The sequence below is a fragment of the Mesorhizobium sp. WSM4806 genome, from assembly GCF_055811635.1.
This window is the reverse complement of the sequence record NZ_JBVVQZ010000018.1, coordinates 99,199-116,182: the sequence shown is the minus strand read 5'-3', so window position 1 is coordinate 116,182 and position 16,984 is coordinate 99,199. Positions and strand designations below refer to the sequence as shown.

The window sequence follows — 16,984 nt, the reverse complement described above, 5'->3', positions numbered from 1 at the left end:
GCTTCTCACTTTTCGGATTCGACCAGGCCGCGCACGAACCAGCGTTGCATCAGCACCACCACCAGGATCGGCGGCACGATGGCCAGCATCGCCGTGACCATGACCAGGTGCCATTCGGTATCGGCATCGGCAAAGGAAACCATCTTTCTCAACGCGATGACGATGGTGTTCATGTCGTTGCTGTTGGTGACCAGCAGCGGCCAAAGATACTGCGTCCAGCCGTAGATGAAGAGGATCACGAACAGCGCCGCGATATTGGTGCGCGACAATGGCAACAGGATATCGAAGAAGAAGCGCCATGGCCCGGCGCCGTCGACGCGCGCCGCCTCGACCAATTCGCCCGGTATGGTCATGAAGAACTGGCGGAACAGCAGCGTCGCGGTGGCCGAGGCGATCAGCGGGATAATCAGGCCGGCATAGGTGTCGATCATGCCGAGATCGACCATTACCTTGTAGGTCGGAAGGATGCGCACTTCCACCGGAAGCATCAAGGTGATGAAGATCAGCCAGAAGAAGGTCATGCGCAGGGGAAAGCGGAAGAACACGATCGCGTAGGCCGACAGGATCGAGATGCAGATCTTTCCCACCGCAACGCCGAGCGCCATGATCGTGGTGTTGAGGAGCAGTTGGCCGACGCTGACACCGCCGATGCGGCCAATGCCGCCGAACAGCGCCTCGCTGTAGTTGTTCCAGAGCTGGCCGCCGGGCAAGAGCGGCAGCGGCGGCCTGAGGATGGTTTGCAGCGTGTGCGTCGAGGCAACGAACGTGTAGTAGATCGGGAAAGCCACGATCAATATGCCGAGGATCAGCACGGCATGGGCGATGAAGGTGCGGAGCGGAGACTGGCCGATCATCGCTGCCCTCAGCCGTAATGGACTTTGCGTTCCACGTAGCGGAACTGGATAGCGGTGAGCGCAATGACGATTGCCATCAGGATGACCGACTGCGCCGCCGAGTCGCCCAGGATCAGATTGACGAAGCCGTCATTGTAGACCTTGTAGACCAGCGTCTCGGTCGCCTTGCCCGGCCCGCCGCCGGTGACGGCATGAACGATGCCGAACGTATCGAACAGGGCATAGACGGTGTTGACGACCAGCAGGAAAAAGGTGGTCGGCGCGAGCAGCGGGAAGACGATGGTCCAGAAGCGCTTGGTCTCGCCGGCGCCGTCCATGGCCGCCGCCTCGATTAGCGTTTTCGGCACTGCCTGCAGACCGGCGACGAAGAACAGGAAATTGTAACTGATCTGCTTCCAGGCAGCCGCCGACACCAGCAGGATCATGGCGTGGGTGCCGTTGAGCAGCGGGTCCCAGGCGATGCCGAGGCTTCGCAGCAAATAGGCCAACGAGCCGATTGAAGGATTGAACAGAAAAAGCCACAGCATGCCGGCAATCGCCGGCGCCACGGCATAGGGCCAAATCAACAGGGTGCGGTAGAGGCCTTTGCCGCGCACCGCCTTCTCGGCCATGACCGCAAGCAGCAGGGCCACGCACATCGCGACGATCGCGGTCGCAAGCGAGAACACCACGGTGACCTTGATCGAATTGAGGTAGGCAGGATCGGCCAGCACCTTGCGGAAATTGGCAAACCAGACAAACCTGGTCCTCAGCCCGAACGGATCCTGTCTGAGCATCGACTGGTAAAGCGCCTGACCGGCCGGCCAGTAGAAGAAAACCAGTGTTATGGCGAGTTGTGGCGCCACCAGCAGGTAGGGCAGGATCTTGTTGGGAAAGACGACGCGGGGAGACAGGCTGATTTCCTTCGCTATCTCGGGGACGCCCACGCGAACTCGCGTGGGCGATATTCAAACCGACACCAACCGAGATAATCTCGTCAGTTCTCCAGCGCTTCCTTGATTGCGGCGTTGCCGCGCGTAACCGCGTTGTCAAGCGCCTGCTGAGCGGTTTGCTGGCCGGCCAGCATCTTCTCGAACTCCTCGTTCTGGATATCGCGCACCTGCGGCAGGTTCGGCAGGCGCACGCCCTTCGAGTTGTCGGTCGGCGCCTTGCCAGTCATTTGCAGGATGGGTGTCTCACGGCCGGGGTTCTTGTCATAGAAGCCCGATTTCTTGGTCGCCTCGTAGGCAGCAAGCGTCACCGGCAGGTATCCTGACTTCTGGTGCAGATATTCCTGCACATCGGTCTTGGACAGGTAGGCGAAGAACGCCGCGACACCCTTGTATTGCTCGTCCGACTTGGCGCCGAACACCCACAGGCTGGCGCCGCCCGGCGTGGTGTTCTGCGGTGCGCCCTTGGCGTCGCTGTCGTAGGGAAGCTGGCCGATGCCGTAGTTCATGCCGGACTTGACGATGTCGCCGAGGCCGCCCGACGATTCGGTGAAGATGCCGCATTCGCCGGCGAGGAAGATCTGCTTGGCTTCGGAGGTGCGCCCGCCATATTTGAAGGTGCCGTCCTTGGCGAGATCCGCGAGCGCCTGGAAGTGGTTGACAAAAATCGGCGCGTTGATCTTGAGTTCGACATCGCCGCCGGCCAGGCCGTTCTGCTGGGTCGCCCACGACACATCATTCCACGCCGCGAAATTCTCCAGATGGATCCAGGTCAGCCAGGTCGAGGTATAGCCACAAGGGGCGGCGCCGCTCGTCTTGATCTTCTTGGCGGCTTCCCACACCTCGTTCCAGGTCTTGGGCGGATTGTTCACGTCGAGGGCGGCCTTCTGGAAGATATCCTTGTTGTAGTAAAGGATCGGCGAGGAGGAGTTGTAGGGGAAGGACAGCATGGTGCCGTCCGGCTTCGAATAATAGCCGACGATACCGGGCAGATACTGGCTCTTGTCGAAGGTCATCCCGGCACCGGTCATCACCTCGGCCACCGGCTTGATCGCGCCCTCGGCCGCCATCATCACGCCGGTGCCGACGTCGAACACCTGGAGGATATCGGGCGCCTGGCCGGCGCGGAAGGCGGCGATGCCGGCATTCAGCGTCTCCGGATAGGTGCCCTTGAACACCGGAACCAGTTCATAGTCGCTCTGGCTGGCGTTGAAATCCTTGGAGATCTTGCCGACGACCTCGGCGTTGGCGCCGGTCATGGCGTGCCACCAGCTGATCTGCGTGACGGCGAAGGCGGATGTGGTGGAAAGCAGGGTCAAGGTGGCGGCGACACCGGCCGCGAAGCCGAAGAACTTCATGTTTCATCTCCCGTTTGTCATTGGCGAAAGGGGCACTCTCGCAATGCCAATATGTGCCGCCCGTGACAATTGGACAACGGTTTTGTTGCAGGCCGATGAACTTGATTTCCACTTAAAGTGGCGTGCGCTTCGAGATGAGAGCCGATGGAAAGCAATTGAAAAGCCGGCTTACCAATCGAACAACGACGACGACCGGCAATCGTCGGCGCCTCCTAAAGAGCGCACTTTGCGCGACATGCATTAGTCCGACTTGCCGAGCGCCGTCTCGACCAGCCGCTTGGCGTCGGGGCTCGACCATTCTGCCGGGCCGTTCATGTGGGCAATCAGGCAGCCTTCACCGTCGATCAGCATGGTGACCGGCAGGCCGAGCGCCAGGCCGCGTGTCTTGAGATCGTTGAACAGCGCCATCGTCGAATCGCGGTAGTAGCCGAGCGCCTCGACGCCGGTCTCCTCGAGGAACTTCTTCGGCTTGCTGTCGTCGCCGGCATCGACATTGACCGCGACGACCTCGAAGGCATCGCTGCCCATTTCGTTCTGCAGCGCGTCGAGCGCCGGCATTTCGGCGCGGCAGGGCGCGCACCATGTCGCCCACAGATTGAGCAGCACCGTCTTGCCGGCATGGTCGGCGAGCGTCATCGGCTTGCCGTCGGGGCTGTTGAAGGCAAGGCCCTTCAGCGATTGCGGCGGATCGGCCGGCAAAAGTGCTGCAACCTGGCCGGTGGCAGCCGCCGCGACCGTCTTGGCGCGGTCGGCCTTGGCGGCGCAGGCGACATCGTCCTTGCTGTCGCCAACCGCGACTTGAGCGGGGGCGTTGTTGCCAGAACCGCTTTCGCTGACATATACCGCGACCGCGCCGGCCAGCACGCCTGCCACCAAAGCGGCGAGGATGAGGCGCGGGGCCGGGAAAAATCGATTGCCGTCTGCCATTTTTTAAAACTGCTCCGGAGCACGGGTTATAGCGATGAGCGACAAGAAGGCCAGCAACCAGATGTGGGGCGGACGTTTTGCCTCGGGTCCGGCCGCGATCATGGAAGCGATCAACGCGTCGATCTCGTTCGACCGCAAACTCTACGCGCAGGACATCAGAGGCTCGATCGCCCACAGCGAGATGCTGGCGCAAACCGGCATTATTTCGGCGGCCGACCAAGAAAAAATCGCTCACGGGCTGAACACGATCCTGGCAGAGATCGAAGCCGGCACGTTCGAGTTCTCGACCAGGCTGGAAGACATCCACATGAATGTCGAGGCCCGCCTTGCCGAGCTGATCGGCCCGGCTGCCGGCCGCCTGCATACCGCCCGTTCGCGCAACGACCAGGTGGCGGTCGATCTCAGGCTATGGGTCAAGGACGAGTGCTTTCGCGTCGCCGAGGCGCTGAAGGGTCTGATCACGGCGTTCCTGGAGCGGGCCGAGGAGCATGCGGCAACGGTGATGCCGGGCTTCACCCACATGCAGGCGGCTCAGCCGGTAACCTTCGGCCATCACTGCATGGCCTATGTCGAGATGTTCTCGCGCGACCTGTCGCGTGTTCGCGACGCTATCGAACGGATGGACGAAAGCCCGCTCGGTGCGGCCGCGCTTGCCGGCACCAGCTTTCCGATCGACCGGCACCAGACGGCCAGGGCGCTCGGCTTCCGTGAGCCGATGCGCAATTCCCTAGACAGCGTTTCGGACCGCGATTTCGCGCTCGAGTTTTTGGGGCTGGCGGCGATCTGCGCGACGCATCTGTCGCGGCTGGCCGAAGAAATCATCATCTGGTCGACGCCGCAATTCGGCTTCGTCAGGCTGTCGGACTCATTCTCCACCGGCTCCTCGATCATGCCGCAGAAGAAGAACCCCGACGCCGCCGAGCTGGTGCGCGGCAAGACCGGCCGCGTCACCGGCCATCTGGTCGGCCTGCTGACTGTCATGAAGGGCATGCCGCTGACCTACGGCAAGGACATGCAGGAAGACAAGGAATCCGTGTTCGACGTCGCCGAGACGCTCGACCTGATGCTGGCGGCGATGACCGGCATGGTGCGCGACATGACGGTGAATGCCGCCGCCATGAAGAAGGCCGCCGGGTCAGGCTATGCGACCGCGACCGATCTCGCCGACTGGCTGGTGCGCAGCCTCGGTCTGCCGTTCCGCGAGGCGCACCACGTCACCGGCCGCGCCGTGGCGCTGGCCGAAGCAAGGAAGATCGGGCTCGACAGGCTGCCGCTGGAAGACTTGCAGTCCATTCACCCCGGCATCACGGCGGACGTGTTTTCGGTGCTCGCCGTGCAGAATTCGGTAAAGAGCCGCACGAGCTTCGGCGGCACCGCGCCGTCGGAAGTGAGGAAGCAGATCCGCTACTGGAAAAAGCACATCGGCAGGGCGTGATTGCCGGGGTGCAATGCCGGATAAACTCGGCTAAAAGCGGCGGGCAAAAGTTTCGGACGGATGGATCAATGACCGCAAGCAGGATTTTGGTGACGCTGACGCTGCTGGCGGCGCTGGCGACCGTTACGGCGTGCGGCAGGAAAGCCGGGCTCGACACGCCGTATGAGGCGGCCGTGCAGGCACGCAAGGACGCACAAAAGGCCGAGCAGCCGGTGCCGCCGGAGCCGGAAAAACCGGTCGAGGACAAAAAATTCATTCTCGATCCGTTGATCTAGAGCCGATGAGATCGGCCGATCTCATCGTGCTCCAACTTCCGGAACCACTCTCGTGAACCATTTCGACTACCGCGACGGCGTGCTGCATGCCGAGGACGTGGCGATATCAGAGATCGCCGCAAGCGTCGGCACGCCGTTCTATTGCTATTCGACGGCGACGCTGACCAGGCATTTCCGCGTGTTTGCGCAGGCCTTTGCCGGGCTCGACGCGCTGGTCTGCTACGCCATGAAGGCGAATTCCAACCAGGCGGTGCTAAAAATCCTGGCAAAACTCGGCGCCGGCGCCGACGTGGTCTCGGAAGGCGAATTGCGACGCGCGCTGGCCGCCGGCATTCCAGCCAGCAAGATCCTGTTTTCCGGCGTTGGCAAGACCGCGCGCGAAATGGATTTTGCGCTCTCGGCCGGCATTTTGTGCTTCAACGTCGAATCCGAGCCGGAACTTGAATTGCTGTCGGCCCGCACCACGGCGCTGGGTAAGGTCGCGTCGATCTCGCTGCGCATCAATCCGGATGTCGACGCCAAGACCCACAAGAAGATCTCCACCGGCAGGGCCGAGAACAAGTTCGGCATTCCCTGGCAGAAGGCGCGAAAGGTCTATGCCCGCGCAGCTGAGCTGCCTGGCATCAAGGTCACCGGCATCGACACTCATATCGGCAGCCAGATCACCGAGTTGCAGCCCTTCGACGACGCCTTTGCGCTGCTGGTGGAGTTGGTCGGCGTGCTGCGCGCCGACGGGCACGCCATCGAGCATATCGACCTCGGCGGCGGCCTCGGCATTCCCTACCGCGTCGACAACAGCCCGCCTCCCCTGCCGGACGCTTATGCTCAGATCGTCAAGAAGCACGTCGCCAAGCTCGGGCTGAAGGTGATGTTCGAGCCGGGCCGGCTGATATCAGGCAATGCCGGCATCCTGGTCTCCCAGGTGATCTTCGTGAAGGAGGGCGACGCCAGGAATTTCCTGGTCGTCGACGCCGCGATGAATGATCTGATCCGGCCGACGCTCTATGACGCCTTCCATGACATCAAGCCGGTGGTGCAGCAGCCGGCCGCGGCGCCGCGCATGACGGTCGACGTGGTCGGCCCGGTCTGCGAGGCCGGCGATTATCTCGGCCTCGACCGCGACCTGCCGCGGCTGAAGGCCGGCGACCTGATCGCCGTCGCCACCGCCGGCGCCTATGGCGCGGTGCAGGCCGGCACCTACAACACCAGGCCGCTGGTGCCTGAAGTGCTGGTCGACGGCGACCGTTTCCATGTCGTGCGCCGGCGCCAGACCTATGACGAGCTGATCGGCCTGGATTCGCTGCCCGATTGGCTTGAATAGACCCATGATCCCGAAAAAGTGAGAACCGGTTTTCGGAAAGGATCATGGTCAAACAAGAATAGATCGTCTGCGGCGCTACAGCCGGTGCTGAATCAGCGCCCTGGTCTCGGCGATCCTGCCTTCGTCGCGGCGATAGAACGTCCACTGCTTGATACGCTTGCTGCGCAGAAGGCCAGCCTGGGTCAGCACCCGCATATGCTCGCTGAGCGTCGCCTGGGTAATCCCCAGCTTTTCCGCAATCAGCAGCGCGCAGACGCCGTCCTCGACCAGATCGCCATCGGTCTGCGGCGTAAAATGCGCGCGCGGATCCTTCAGCCAATCGAGGATTTGCAGCCTGCGCTCGTTGGCGATCGCCTTGAAGACATCAACCTCTTGCATTTAGTCATTTTGCTAAGTTACTAAGTGATGTCAACCCTTGGGAGCAGACCATGCTGAACGGCAATAGCATCACCCGCGAACGCATCGCCGCAATGGAGCCGCGCATCCGGCCCTTCGTGCGCCACACGCCGGTGCTGCGCGTCGACATGGCCGATTTCGGCCGCCCGCCTCTTAGCGTCGACCTGAAGCTCGAATGCCTGCAGCATTCCGGCTCGTTCAAGGCGCGCGGCGCCTTCACCAATCTTCTCGAGCGGCCGGTTCCCGAGGCTGGCGTCGTCGCGGCATCGGGCGGCAATCATGGTGCCGCGGTCGCCTACGCCGCCATGCGGCTTGGCCACAAGGCAACCATCTTCGTTCCCGAAGTGAGCCCGCCGGCCAAGCTGGAACGCATCCGCGGCTATGGCGCCGAATTGGTCGTCGGTGGCGCACGCTATGCCGAAGCGCTGGCCGCCAGCGAAGACTTTGCCGAAAGGTCCGGCGCGCTGCAGATCCATGCGTTCAACCAGGAGGAAACGCTGATCGGGCAAGGCACGCTCGGCCTTGAGATCGAGACCGACCTGCCTGAACTCGACACGCTGCTGGTCGCCGTAGGCGGCGGCGGCCTGATCGGCGGCATCGCCGCCTGGTTTGCCGGCCGCATCAGGATCATTGCCGTCGAGCCGGAGGGCGCGCCGACGCTTCATCGCGCCTTCGAGGCCGGCCGGCCCGTCGATGCGCCGACTGAGGGCATCGCCGCCGATTCGCTGGCGCCGAAGCGCGTCGGCGAAATGATGTTTCCGATCGCCGAGGCCTTCGTCGAGCGTTCCATACTGGTCAGCGACGACGAGATCGTCGCCGCGCAGACGGCTCTTTGGGACCGGGTGCGAATCATCTCCGAGCCGGGCGGCGCCGCGGCCTTCGCGGCGATCCTGTCGGGCCGCTACGCGCCGGCTGCGGGCGAGCGTGTCGCCGTGCTGGTCTGCGGTGCAAACGCCAATCCGGCTAAATTCTGACGATAGCGGGGGCAGTCCTGTTCACGTTTTAGGGAACTGCCTCGCCTTCGCCGTGTTTCTTGGTATGTTTGGAGCGACGTGCATCTAAGACTTTGAGTCCTTCGCATCCGATTTTCGGGCCGGTGCGATAGATTTGTGAGGTTCGGGTTATCCCGCCCGAACAGGAAGGGCCGATGACGCAACGACCCACCATCACCAGCGATCGCAGCCTGGCCGGGCGCCTTGCCGTGAGCCGGCTGGCGACGCGGGTCTCGATGACGGTCGAGCGTGGCTGGCCGTTGCTGCTTCCACTCGTCATCGTCGCCAGCCTGTTCCTCAGCGTCTCGTGGCTCGGCCTCTTCCTTCTGCTTCCCGACATGGCGCGTATCGGTCTTGTGGCTGTGTTCGCCATCGCAGCCCTTGTCGCGCTCTATCCCCTGCGTTTCTTCCGGGTGCCGTCCAGTGCCGAGATCGATCGGCGAATCGAGGCGGCCAACTTATTGCTGCACAGCCCGGTGCTGGTGCAGACCGACCGGCCGAGCGGCAGGGAAAGCATTTTTTCGCAAGCGCTGTGGCGCGAGCACCAGAAACGCATGGCCGAAAAACTCGGCAACCTCGGTGGCGACCTGCCACGCACCCGGGTGCCGGAGCGCGACCCGTGGGGGCTGCGCGCCGTGGCGGCGCTTGTGTTGGTCACCGCTTTCGCCTTCTCGTTCGGACCGTCGGGCGGCCGCATCGCGGACGGGTTCAGTGCCCACGCGGCGCGCGACGCCGTGCCGCCGCGCATCGACGCCTGGGTGACGCCGCCGGCCTACACCGGCAGGGCACCGGTCTTCCTCACTTCCCCAGCCTTCGCCAACCCGGCCCTCGCCAGCAATGACAATCAGGCTGCGTCCACCTTCACCGTTCCGGAAGGCAGCGATGTCTCGCTGCGCGTCACCGGCGGCTCGGGCGAGGAAACGCTGAGCTATGCCGACGCCGACGGCAACGCCCGCACCATCGAGCCGGCCGGGCAGCAGGCCGACGCGGCCAAGCCGGCGGCGGCAACGCCCTCCACAGCAACGCCCTCCACGGTGCGCCAGTTCACCGGCAAGCTGACGGCCAACGGCACGCTGACACTGAACTCGGGCGGCGACGAACTCGGCAGCTGGGCCTTCGCGGTGATCCCGGACAAGCCGCCACAAATCCGCTTCGTCGGCGAGCCGAAACGCGCCGTCAACGGCTCCTTCGAACTCAACTACCAGATCGACGACGACTATGGCGCGGCCTCCGCCAAGGCGGATTTCGTATTGGCCGACCCACCGGCGCCGAATGCGCATCCGCTCTATGGCCCGCCCGAAATGCCGCTGACGCTGCCGCGCCGCGGCGTCAAGGGGAATGCCGCCAAGACCACGAAGGACCTGACCGAGCATGTCTGGGCCGGCGGCGACATCAAGCTCAGGCTTGTCGCCACCGACGATGCCGGCCATACGGCAACCAGCGAAACCAGGACCCTGGTGATGCCGGAGCGGCCATTCTCCAATCCGCTGGCCAGGGCCGTGATCGAGCAGCGCCGCGCGCTGGCGCTCGACGCCAACGCCAAGAGCCGCGTGCTCGACCTGATGGATGCGATCACGCTCAGGCCCGAAGACACGTTCGACAATATGGCGCACTACCTCGCCATCATGAGCGCCCGCACCCGGCTGAAGATGGCCGACAACGACGACAAATTGCGCGACGAAGTCGCCTATCTCTGGGAGATCGCGCTCGGCATCGAGGAAGGCAATCTTTCGGACGCCGAGCGGCGGCTGCGCCAGGCGCAGCAGGCGTTGCAGGACGCGATCAAGAACGGCGCCAGCGACGAGGAAATCGACAAGGCGATGAAGGAACTGCGCGAGGCGATGAACCAATTCCTGCAGGAATTCGCCCAGCGTGCGCAGCAGAATCCAAACGCGCCGCAGATGCAGCAGAACGGCCAGGAGCTGCGCCAGAGTGATATCGAACGGATGATGGACCAGATCGAGAATCTGGCGAAGTCCGGCGATCGCGACAGCGCGCAGCAATTGCTTTCGCAACTGCAGGACATGATGAACAACCTGCAGGCCGGACGTCAGCAGCAGGGCGGCCAGCAGAACAGCGAAATGCGCCAGCAGATGGACAAGCTCGGCGAGATCATGCGGCGCCAGCAGGAGATGATGAACGAAACCTTCCGCATGGACCAGATGCAGCGCGGCCAGCAACAGCGTGGGCAGAACCGAGACGAGCAGCTCGGCGAGAACGGCGAGCAGGGCCAAATGGGCGAACAGGGCGAGCAGCCCGGCCCAGGCGAAGACCGCGATCCGCTCGGCCGGCCGAAGCCGATGACGCCGGAGGAATTCGCCGACGCGCTGAAGCAGTTGCAGGAAGGCCAGGGCAAACTGCAAAGCGAGCTCGACCAGTTGAGAAAGGGTCTCGAAGGTATGGGGCTCGAGCCCAATGAGGGATTTGGCGAGGCCGGCAAATCCATGGGCGATGCCGAACAGGCGCTTGGCGACAGCGATGGCGATCAGGCGGTCGGTCACCAGGGCCGCGCGCTGGAGGCGTTGCGCAAGGGCGCCAAGGACATGATGAAGCAATTGCAGGCCATGCAGGGCGACGAGGGCGACGGCCAGCGCGGCGGCCGCCAGCAGAATGCCGACCGCGATCCGCTCGGCCGGCCACGCGCCACCGAGGGTCCAGATTTCGGCGATTCGGTGAAGGTGCCGGACGAGATCGACGTGCAGCGCGCCCGCCAGATCCTCGACGCGATCCGCAAGCGGCTCGGCAACGCGCTCAGCCCCGATATCGAGCGCAGCTATCTGGAGCGGCTACTGGAGTTGAAGTAAAGCCGGCCTGCTCTAACGGTTGGTGAACGCCTCGCGGATCGCCTCTTCCATGCTGACGATGGCCTCGCCGGAAGCGTTCGGATTGCGCCGCAGCACCACGTTCGAGGAATCGATGTCGCCGAATCCGTCGGCGGCGGTAAGCTCGCGGCAGCCGGCCGGGATGTTGCTGCGCGAGATCGGCGCAATCGCCAGCCCGGAGGTGACGGCAAGCCGCAGGCCGCCATTGGTATCGCTGGTATAGGCGACACGATAGGCGAGACCACGCTGTTCCAGCGACTTGATCGCAAAATCCTTGCACCAGCCGGCGCGATTGTAGAGCGCGATCGGCACCGGCCGCTCCTCATGCATATGGTGCAGCTCCGACGTCACCCACACGGTCGGATCATGCATCAGCACCTCACCGCCGGAGAGGTCCTGCCATTCGAACACCACCGCCAGATCGAGCTCGCCGGCGGCGAGCGCCGCGATCTGCGCACCGGAATGCGCGTAGCGGACGGTGATGTCGACCTGAGGATGGCGCTTGGCAAAGGCGCCGAGAGCGCGCGACAGGATCGCGTGGCCATATTCCTCCGGAATGCCGATGCGCACCGGTCCGCCAAGCGGCGTCGCGACCATCGATGCCGCCGTCTCGTCCAGCAGCGACACGATGCGGCGGGCGTTGACGATGAGTTCGCCGCCGCGGCGCGTCAGCGCCACACCCCGCGAGCCGCGCTCGAACAGGCTGTCGCCGACCATATCTTCGAGCTTCTTCATCTGCATCGAAACCGCCGACTGGGTACGGCCGGCCTGCACCGCAGCCTTGGTGAAATTGCCGGCGTCGGCGACCGCGACGAAGGTGCGCAGCAGATCGCTGTCGAGCGTGGGCTTCATTTGTCCGCCATAAGAAAATCTGATCGCTGGCATCATTCCAATTCGTTTGCAACATGTCAAACGGCGGATAATAGTCGCTTCACCCATTGGATATGCGGCTGCGAAATCGGCTGCGGACCAAAAAGTCCTCACTCGTACCCGCTGCCCGAAATGGTGGCGGGTTCTTTTTGATGCAGGTCGCCCAAAAGCATGTCCTCGGGCCTGACCCTGGGCCTGACCCGAGGGTGCGAAGCGGTTTTGGGCGATATGCATAAAACAAAGTTACGCGGGCCCGGCTCTCGGGCCGCGCACGCAAGGAGCCGTCGAACGACATGCAGAACCGGATCGTCCTCGGCATGGCAAGCCTTTGCCTCGGCGTTCTGGTGTTCTCGCTCCAGGATCCGCTGATCAAGGCCGTATCGGGCACCTATCCGGTGACCGAGGTGATGGCGATCCGCTCGATCGTCGCCCTGCCCATTCTTCTCGTGCTGGTTCATGCCGATGTCGGGCTCAGGGCGATCTTTTCGAAGCGGTTTCGCATGCTGACGATGCGCGCCTTGATCCTGTTCACCTCCTACACGCTCTACTACCTGGCGATCGCCGCCCTGCCGCTTGCCGACGCGGTGGCGCTCTATTTCATGGCACCGCTGTTCATCATGGCGCTTGCCGGCCCCTATCTCGGCGAACGGGTAGCGGGGCAGACGCTGGTCACCGTCATGGTCGGCATGCTCGGCGTGCTGGTGATGCTGCGACCAGGCGCCGGGCTGTTCGACTGGGCGGCGCTGCTGTCGCTGGCCTCGGCGGTGCTGTACGGTTTTTCGCAGTTGATGGCCCGCAAGATCGGCGACACCGAATCATCCACGGTCATGGCGTTCTATCAAAACGGCGTCTATCTCCTGGGCGCTGCAGCGGTCGCCGGGCTGTTCTGGCTGGCAGGAATAGCTCATGCCACGCATCCGAGCCTCGAATTCCTGGTCAGGCCATGGATCTGGCCGACGTCAATCGACTTCCTGACGATGGCCGCCTGCGGCGTCGTGGCTTCGGCCGGGATGATCTTGTTGTCGCAGGCCTACCGGCTGGCGCCGGCCAACGGCGTCGCCACCTTCGAATACACCGGCATCATCTGGTCGCCGCTGTGGGGCTTCCTGTTCTTTGCGGAAGCGCCGCGGTCGACCACCGTCATCGGCGCCGCCCTCATCATCGGCGCCGGTCTGTTCGCGCTCAACGCCAGCCGGCGCCGGAGCAGCGCGCCGGCAATCGCAGCGACCTGCGATCCGGCCTGACCGCGCGGAATCTTAAGCAAAACAGGCGAGCGCCTGTTCGACGCGCGCGCGGATTTCGGCCAGCGTGAACGGCTTCTGCACGACGTCCACAATGACGCCGTTCAATTCCTCGGCGCGCTCGCGCTGGTCGGCATAGCCGGTCATCAGCAAGATCTTCATCGCCGGGAAAAGCGATGCAGCCGCCTTGGCCATTTGGATGCCGTCCATCTCCGGCATCCGGATATCCGAGACGACAAGGTCGTAGCCGCCACGTGCAGCGCGGATCAGGGCAAGCCCTTGCGCGCCGTCGGCGGCGATGTCGATCATATGCCCGGCGCGTTCGAGCGCGCGAGCGGCGAGGGTGCGGACGGACTCATCGTCCTCAACGATCAGGAGCTTTGCCATAGCCGAATGTTGGCGTGGAAAAGTTGACTTTTCCTGAACCGCAACCGCATCGAAGATAAATCTAGGCGTCGCCCTTTACGACGCCGACAAACGGCAGTTCGCGAAAGGCGTGGGCCACATCCATGCCGTAGCCGACGACGAAATAGTCGGGGCAGTCGAAGCCGACATAGTCGGCGTTGAGCGTGGTCTGGCGGCGCATGCGCTTGTCGAGCAGCACGGCGATGGCGCAGCTTTTGGCGCCGCGCGACAGCATCAGGTCGCGGGTGAAGGACAGCGTCTTGCCGGATTCGAGGATGTCGTCGATCAACAGCACGTCTCGGCCGGCGACCTCATTGTCGATGTCGCGCAGCACCCTCACCTCGCCGCTGGTGGTGCCGGCGCCGTAGCTGGAGATGAAGATGAACTCGACCTCCGGCGACAGGCCGACATCGTGCATGGCGCGGATGAGGTCGGCGGCGAAGATGAACGATCCCTTCAGCACCGAAATCACCAGAAGGTCGTGATAGTCGTGCCCGGCGATCTCCTTGGCGAGCTCCAGATTGCGGCGGGCGATCGCCGACGCCGAAAACAGGACCTCGATATCCTTGCCGCGCACAATTGGCATTGGCTGCCCTTCCAGAAATGATCGCCGCTAATTGGCGAAGGTGACCGAGACGGTCTTGACCCCGTTTCTAGGCACGTCGAGCCGGCTGGAAAAGCCAAATCTTTCGCCGGGCGCCAGCGAACGGTTAAATGTCGCCAGCCTATAACGGGTTGTGCGCCTGTCATTGCCGGTGACCCGGACTTCCAGCGGTGGCAATGGCGACGGGCTGGCGCCGTCATTCGCGGCCTCGCCACCGACGAACAGGACAGGTTGCGGCCCGGACGCATCGATACGCGACGTAACGCCTGAAATGGTCAGGGCAGCGCCCGCTTGTCGCGCCGCCAGAAGAAGCGGCGTCTGGCGCACCAGCGCGTGCCCGCCCGAGATCCAGAAGGCTGCAAACGCGGCACTGAGGCCGGCGATCCAGAAGATCGGCCCGCCGCGCGACGCCCGCAGCCGTTCCATCGCCGCTACCGGCTTGCGCAGCATGTCCATGCCTTTGATCGATGGCGTGGTGATCACGCGCAAAAGCGGCGGTGAAACGCCCGTGCTGGCGGTTAAACGCGGCAGCACCTCGTAGTCGGCGTCGACGATGTCACCAGGCGGATCACGCATGATGCGTTCCGGCGCAGGATTTACGGCCGTATCGGTCATGATTTCGCCGGAAACCGGGCGCGCGGTTCGATCGTCAGCCATCGCGGCCTCAGCACTTCGCACTTGTTCGCTCTTCGTTTCTTATGCGTAAACGGAAATGGTTAACGTTTCCCCCGGAAACCCCTTGTGACGCGCCCAAAAAACCCCAAAATTAACCGCCGGTTAACCATGCCGGCCGATGGTCTTTTCTCAGAGAAGGCTGCCTCGTCGCCGCCGCAAGTTTCAGGTCGTCGAACGTGATCCGCTTCGAAAATGTCGGCCTCCGCTATGGCATGGGTCCGGAAATCCTCCGCGACATTTCCTTGCACATACCGGAGCGCTCCTTCCAGTTCCTGAGCGGCCCTTCGGGCGCCGGCAAGACGACGCTGCTGCGGCTTTTGTTCATGTCGCTCAAGCCGACGCGTGGGCTGATCACCATCTTCGGCAAAGACCGCTCGCGCATCTCGCGCGCCGAGCTGCCGCATCTGCGGCGGCGCATCGGCGTGGTGTTCCAGGACTTTCGCCTGCTCGACCACATGACGACCTATGAGAATGTGGCCTTGCCGCTGCGCGTGCGCGGGCGCGAGGAGGCCAGCTACCGCACCGATGTGACCGAGCTCTTGAAATGGGTCGGCCTTGGCGAGCGCATGCATGTGCTGCCGCCGGTGCTGTCGGGTGGCGAGAAGCAGCGCGCCGCAATCGCCAGGGCGCTGATCGAGCAGCCCGAAATCCTGCTTGCCGATGAGCCAACCGGGAATGTCGACCCGCCGCTGGCGCGACGCCTGTTGCGGCTGTTCATCGAACTCAACCGGCTGGGCACCGCCGTGGTGATCGCAACGCACGACCTCGGCCTGATGGAACAGGTCGACGCACGCCGCATGATCCTGTCCGGCGGAAGGCTGGATATCTATGACTGACCTTTCCGCTCGCCATGTCGAAGACCAACACGCTGACAGGGCTGGGACGCAGCGCGTTCAGCGCAAGATGGCGCCGATCGTGCCCGCCCAGAACATCGCCGGCCGGGCGCTGGTCCTGGTGATCGCCATCATGACATTCCTCTCCTGCCTGACCTTCGGCGCGGTGACGCTGGTGCGCGACACCGCCTCGGTCTGGGAGAACCAGATCTCACGCGAGGCGACGATCCAGATCAAGCCGATGGACGGCCTCGACATCGAGGCAGCACTTGCCCAGGCCTCGCAGATCGCCGGCGAATTCTCTGGCGTGAAGAGCGCCAGGATCGTCGACCGCGATGCCACGGCGCGGCTTTTGGAACCCTGGCTGGGTTCGGGTCTCAACATCGACGAGCTGCCGGTGCCGCGTCTGATCATCGTCACCATAGACGAGACCAACCCTCCCGATTTCGCCGCAATGCGCGCCGCGATCACGCCGAAACTGCCCAGTGCCTCGCTTGACGACCATCGCACCTGGGTCGACCGGCTGGTCGCCATGGCCCGCACCACGGTGACCATCGGCATCGCCGTGTTGGCGCTGATGCTGGCGGCAACCGTGCTGACCGTGGTGTTCGCGACGCGCGGCGCCATGGCCGGCAACGGCCACATCATCGAGGTGCTGCATTTCGTCGGCGCCGAAGCGCGCTTTATCGCGCGCGAATTCCGCCACCACTTTCTCGTCACCGGCATGAAGGGCGCCGCCGCCGGGGGTGCGGCGGCGGTGTTCGTCTTCATCGTCTTCTCGTGGTGGTCGTCGCGAAACATGGCGACGCCGCAGGCCGATCAGGCGACCGCCCTGTTCGGCAATTTCGCCATCGGTTCGGCGGGCTATCTCGGCGTTGTTCTCATGGTGCTGGTCATCGGTGCGCTGACGGCGGCAACCTCCCATGTCACCGTCGTCACCTATCTCAGCGACATCGATGTCCGCCAGCCGGACGCAGGGTGATCACGAATAGAGAATTAGCGTAACGAAATTTGTGCTTTCCGACCTACTAAACGCCGTATTTCGGA

At 63.6% G+C, this 16,984-nt stretch carries 17 protein-coding genes; 8 read left to right on the top strand and 9 right to left on the bottom strand.

All coding sequences use genetic code 11. The annotated features are described in order from the left end of the window. Positions 1–5: 5 nt before the first annotated feature. The 4 genes from ugpE to tlpA all read right to left on the bottom strand — a co-directional run bounded on the left by ugpE (position 6) and on the right by tlpA (position 4,068). Positions 6–854, bottom strand: a complete 849-nt coding sequence (gene ugpE / locus AC0L2M_RS25395) for a sn-glycerol-3-phosphate ABC transporter permease UgpE (protein WP_023797226.1) — start codon at positions 852–854, stop codon at positions 6–8. A gap of 8 nt (positions 855–862) precedes the next feature. Continuing rightward, positions 863–1,747, bottom strand: a complete 885-nt coding sequence (gene ugpA / locus AC0L2M_RS25390; RefSeq protein ID WP_128176137.1) for a sn-glycerol-3-phosphate ABC transporter permease UgpA — start codon at positions 1,745–1,747, stop codon at positions 863–865. A gap of 83 nt (positions 1,748–1,830) precedes the next feature. Further along, positions 1,831–3,141, bottom strand: a complete 1,311-nt coding sequence (ugpB, locus tag AC0L2M_RS25385) for a sn-glycerol-3-phosphate ABC transporter substrate-binding protein UgpB (protein WP_473536217.1) — start codon at positions 3,139–3,141, stop codon at positions 1,831–1,833. 240 nt (positions 3,142–3,381) lie between these two features. Beyond that, the gene (tlpA, locus tag AC0L2M_RS25380) at positions 3,382–4,068 is read right to left on the bottom strand and encodes a thiol:disulfide interchange protein TlpA (RefSeq protein WP_473536216.1); all 687 of its coding nucleotides are present in this window, start codon (positions 4,066–4,068) and stop codon (positions 3,382–3,384) included. Between the two features lie 34 nt (positions 4,069–4,102). Between tlpA and argH the strand changes: the two genes are divergently transcribed. The 3 genes from argH to lysA all read left to right on the top strand — a co-directional run bounded on the left by argH (position 4,103) and on the right by lysA (position 7,099). Beyond that, a complete protein-coding gene (gene argH / locus AC0L2M_RS25375; protein ID WP_287238192.1) occupies positions 4,103–5,503 on the top strand; it encodes an argininosuccinate lyase in 1,401 nt (466 codons plus the stop codon). A 68-nt stretch (positions 5,504–5,571) separates the two neighbouring features. Continuing rightward, positions 5,572–5,778, top strand: a complete 207-nt coding sequence (locus tag AC0L2M_RS25370) for a hypothetical protein (protein WP_023797221.1) — start codon at positions 5,572–5,574, stop codon at positions 5,776–5,778. Positions 5,779–5,830: 52 nt separating this feature from the next. Continuing rightward, positions 5,831–7,099 carry a diaminopimelate decarboxylase gene (gene lysA, locus AC0L2M_RS25365; RefSeq protein ID WP_473536215.1) on the top strand — a complete coding sequence of 423 codons (1,269 nt, stop codon included), beginning with the start codon at positions 5,831–5,833 and terminating at the stop codon, positions 7,097–7,099. Positions 7,100–7,174: 75 nt separating this feature from the next. Here the strand turns inward: lysA and AC0L2M_RS25360 are convergent, their stop codons facing one another. Then, positions 7,175–7,477 (bottom strand): ArsR/SmtB family transcription factor, encoded by a 303-nt coding sequence (locus tag AC0L2M_RS25360; RefSeq protein WP_128246098.1) that lies wholly within the window; start codon positions 7,475–7,477, stop codon positions 7,175–7,177. A 50-nt stretch (positions 7,478–7,527) separates the two neighbouring features. On the opposite strand from AC0L2M_RS25360, the gene AC0L2M_RS25355 reads away from it, so the two are divergent. Both AC0L2M_RS25355 and AC0L2M_RS25350 read left to right on the top strand, forming a co-directional pair. Then, complete coding sequence (locus AC0L2M_RS25355) at positions 7,528–8,469, top strand: threonine/serine dehydratase (protein WP_473536214.1); 942 nt, start codon at positions 7,528–7,530, stop codon at positions 8,467–8,469. Positions 8,470–8,642: 173 nt separating this feature from the next. Then, positions 8,643–11,291, top strand: a complete 2,649-nt coding sequence (locus AC0L2M_RS25350; protein WP_287238193.1) for a TIGR02302 family protein — start codon at positions 8,643–8,645, stop codon at positions 11,289–11,291. Between the two features lie 12 nt (positions 11,292–11,303). On the opposite strand, the gene AC0L2M_RS25345 is transcribed toward AC0L2M_RS25350, so the two are convergent. Further along, a complete protein-coding gene (locus AC0L2M_RS25345; protein WP_091593075.1) occupies positions 11,304–12,161 on the bottom strand; it encodes a LysR family transcriptional regulator in 858 nt (285 codons plus the stop codon). A 311-nt stretch (positions 12,162–12,472) separates the two neighbouring features. Here AC0L2M_RS25345 and AC0L2M_RS25340 point away from each other — a divergent pair, with 311 nt between their 5' ends. Next, positions 12,473–13,423, top strand: coding sequence for a DMT family transporter (locus AC0L2M_RS25340; RefSeq protein ID WP_473536213.1), 951 nt, complete (start codon positions 12,473–12,475; stop codon positions 13,421–13,423). Between the two features lie 12 nt (positions 13,424–13,435). Here the strand turns inward: AC0L2M_RS25340 and AC0L2M_RS25335 are convergent, their stop codons facing one another. From AC0L2M_RS25335 to AC0L2M_RS25325, 3 genes are all read right to left on the bottom strand, one after another. Next, positions 13,436–13,807, bottom strand: coding sequence for a response regulator (locus tag AC0L2M_RS25335; RefSeq protein WP_027153386.1), 372 nt, complete (start codon positions 13,805–13,807; stop codon positions 13,436–13,438). Positions 13,808–13,868: 61 nt separating this feature from the next. Beyond that, complete coding sequence (hpt, locus tag AC0L2M_RS25330) at positions 13,869–14,411, bottom strand: hypoxanthine phosphoribosyltransferase (RefSeq protein ID WP_023797214.1); 543 nt, start codon at positions 14,409–14,411, stop codon at positions 13,869–13,871. A gap of 27 nt (positions 14,412–14,438) precedes the next feature. After that, positions 14,439–15,086 (bottom strand): hypothetical protein, encoded by a 648-nt coding sequence (locus AC0L2M_RS25325; protein ID WP_473536212.1) that lies wholly within the window; start codon positions 15,084–15,086, stop codon positions 14,439–14,441. A 194-nt stretch (positions 15,087–15,280) separates the two neighbouring features. On the opposite strand from AC0L2M_RS25325, the gene ftsE reads away from it, so the two are divergent. Continuing rightward, complete coding sequence (ftsE, locus tag AC0L2M_RS25320) at positions 15,281–15,940, top strand: cell division ATP-binding protein FtsE (protein WP_023797212.1); 660 nt, start codon at positions 15,281–15,283, stop codon at positions 15,938–15,940. Beyond that, positions 15,933–16,919 carry a cell division protein FtsX gene (locus tag AC0L2M_RS25315; protein ID WP_473536211.1) on the top strand — a complete coding sequence of 329 codons (987 nt, stop codon included), beginning with the start codon at positions 15,933–15,935 and terminating at the stop codon, positions 16,917–16,919. The genes ftsE and AC0L2M_RS25315 overlap by 8 nt, the downstream gene beginning before the upstream one ends. Positions 16,920–16,984: the final 65 nt, after the last annotated feature.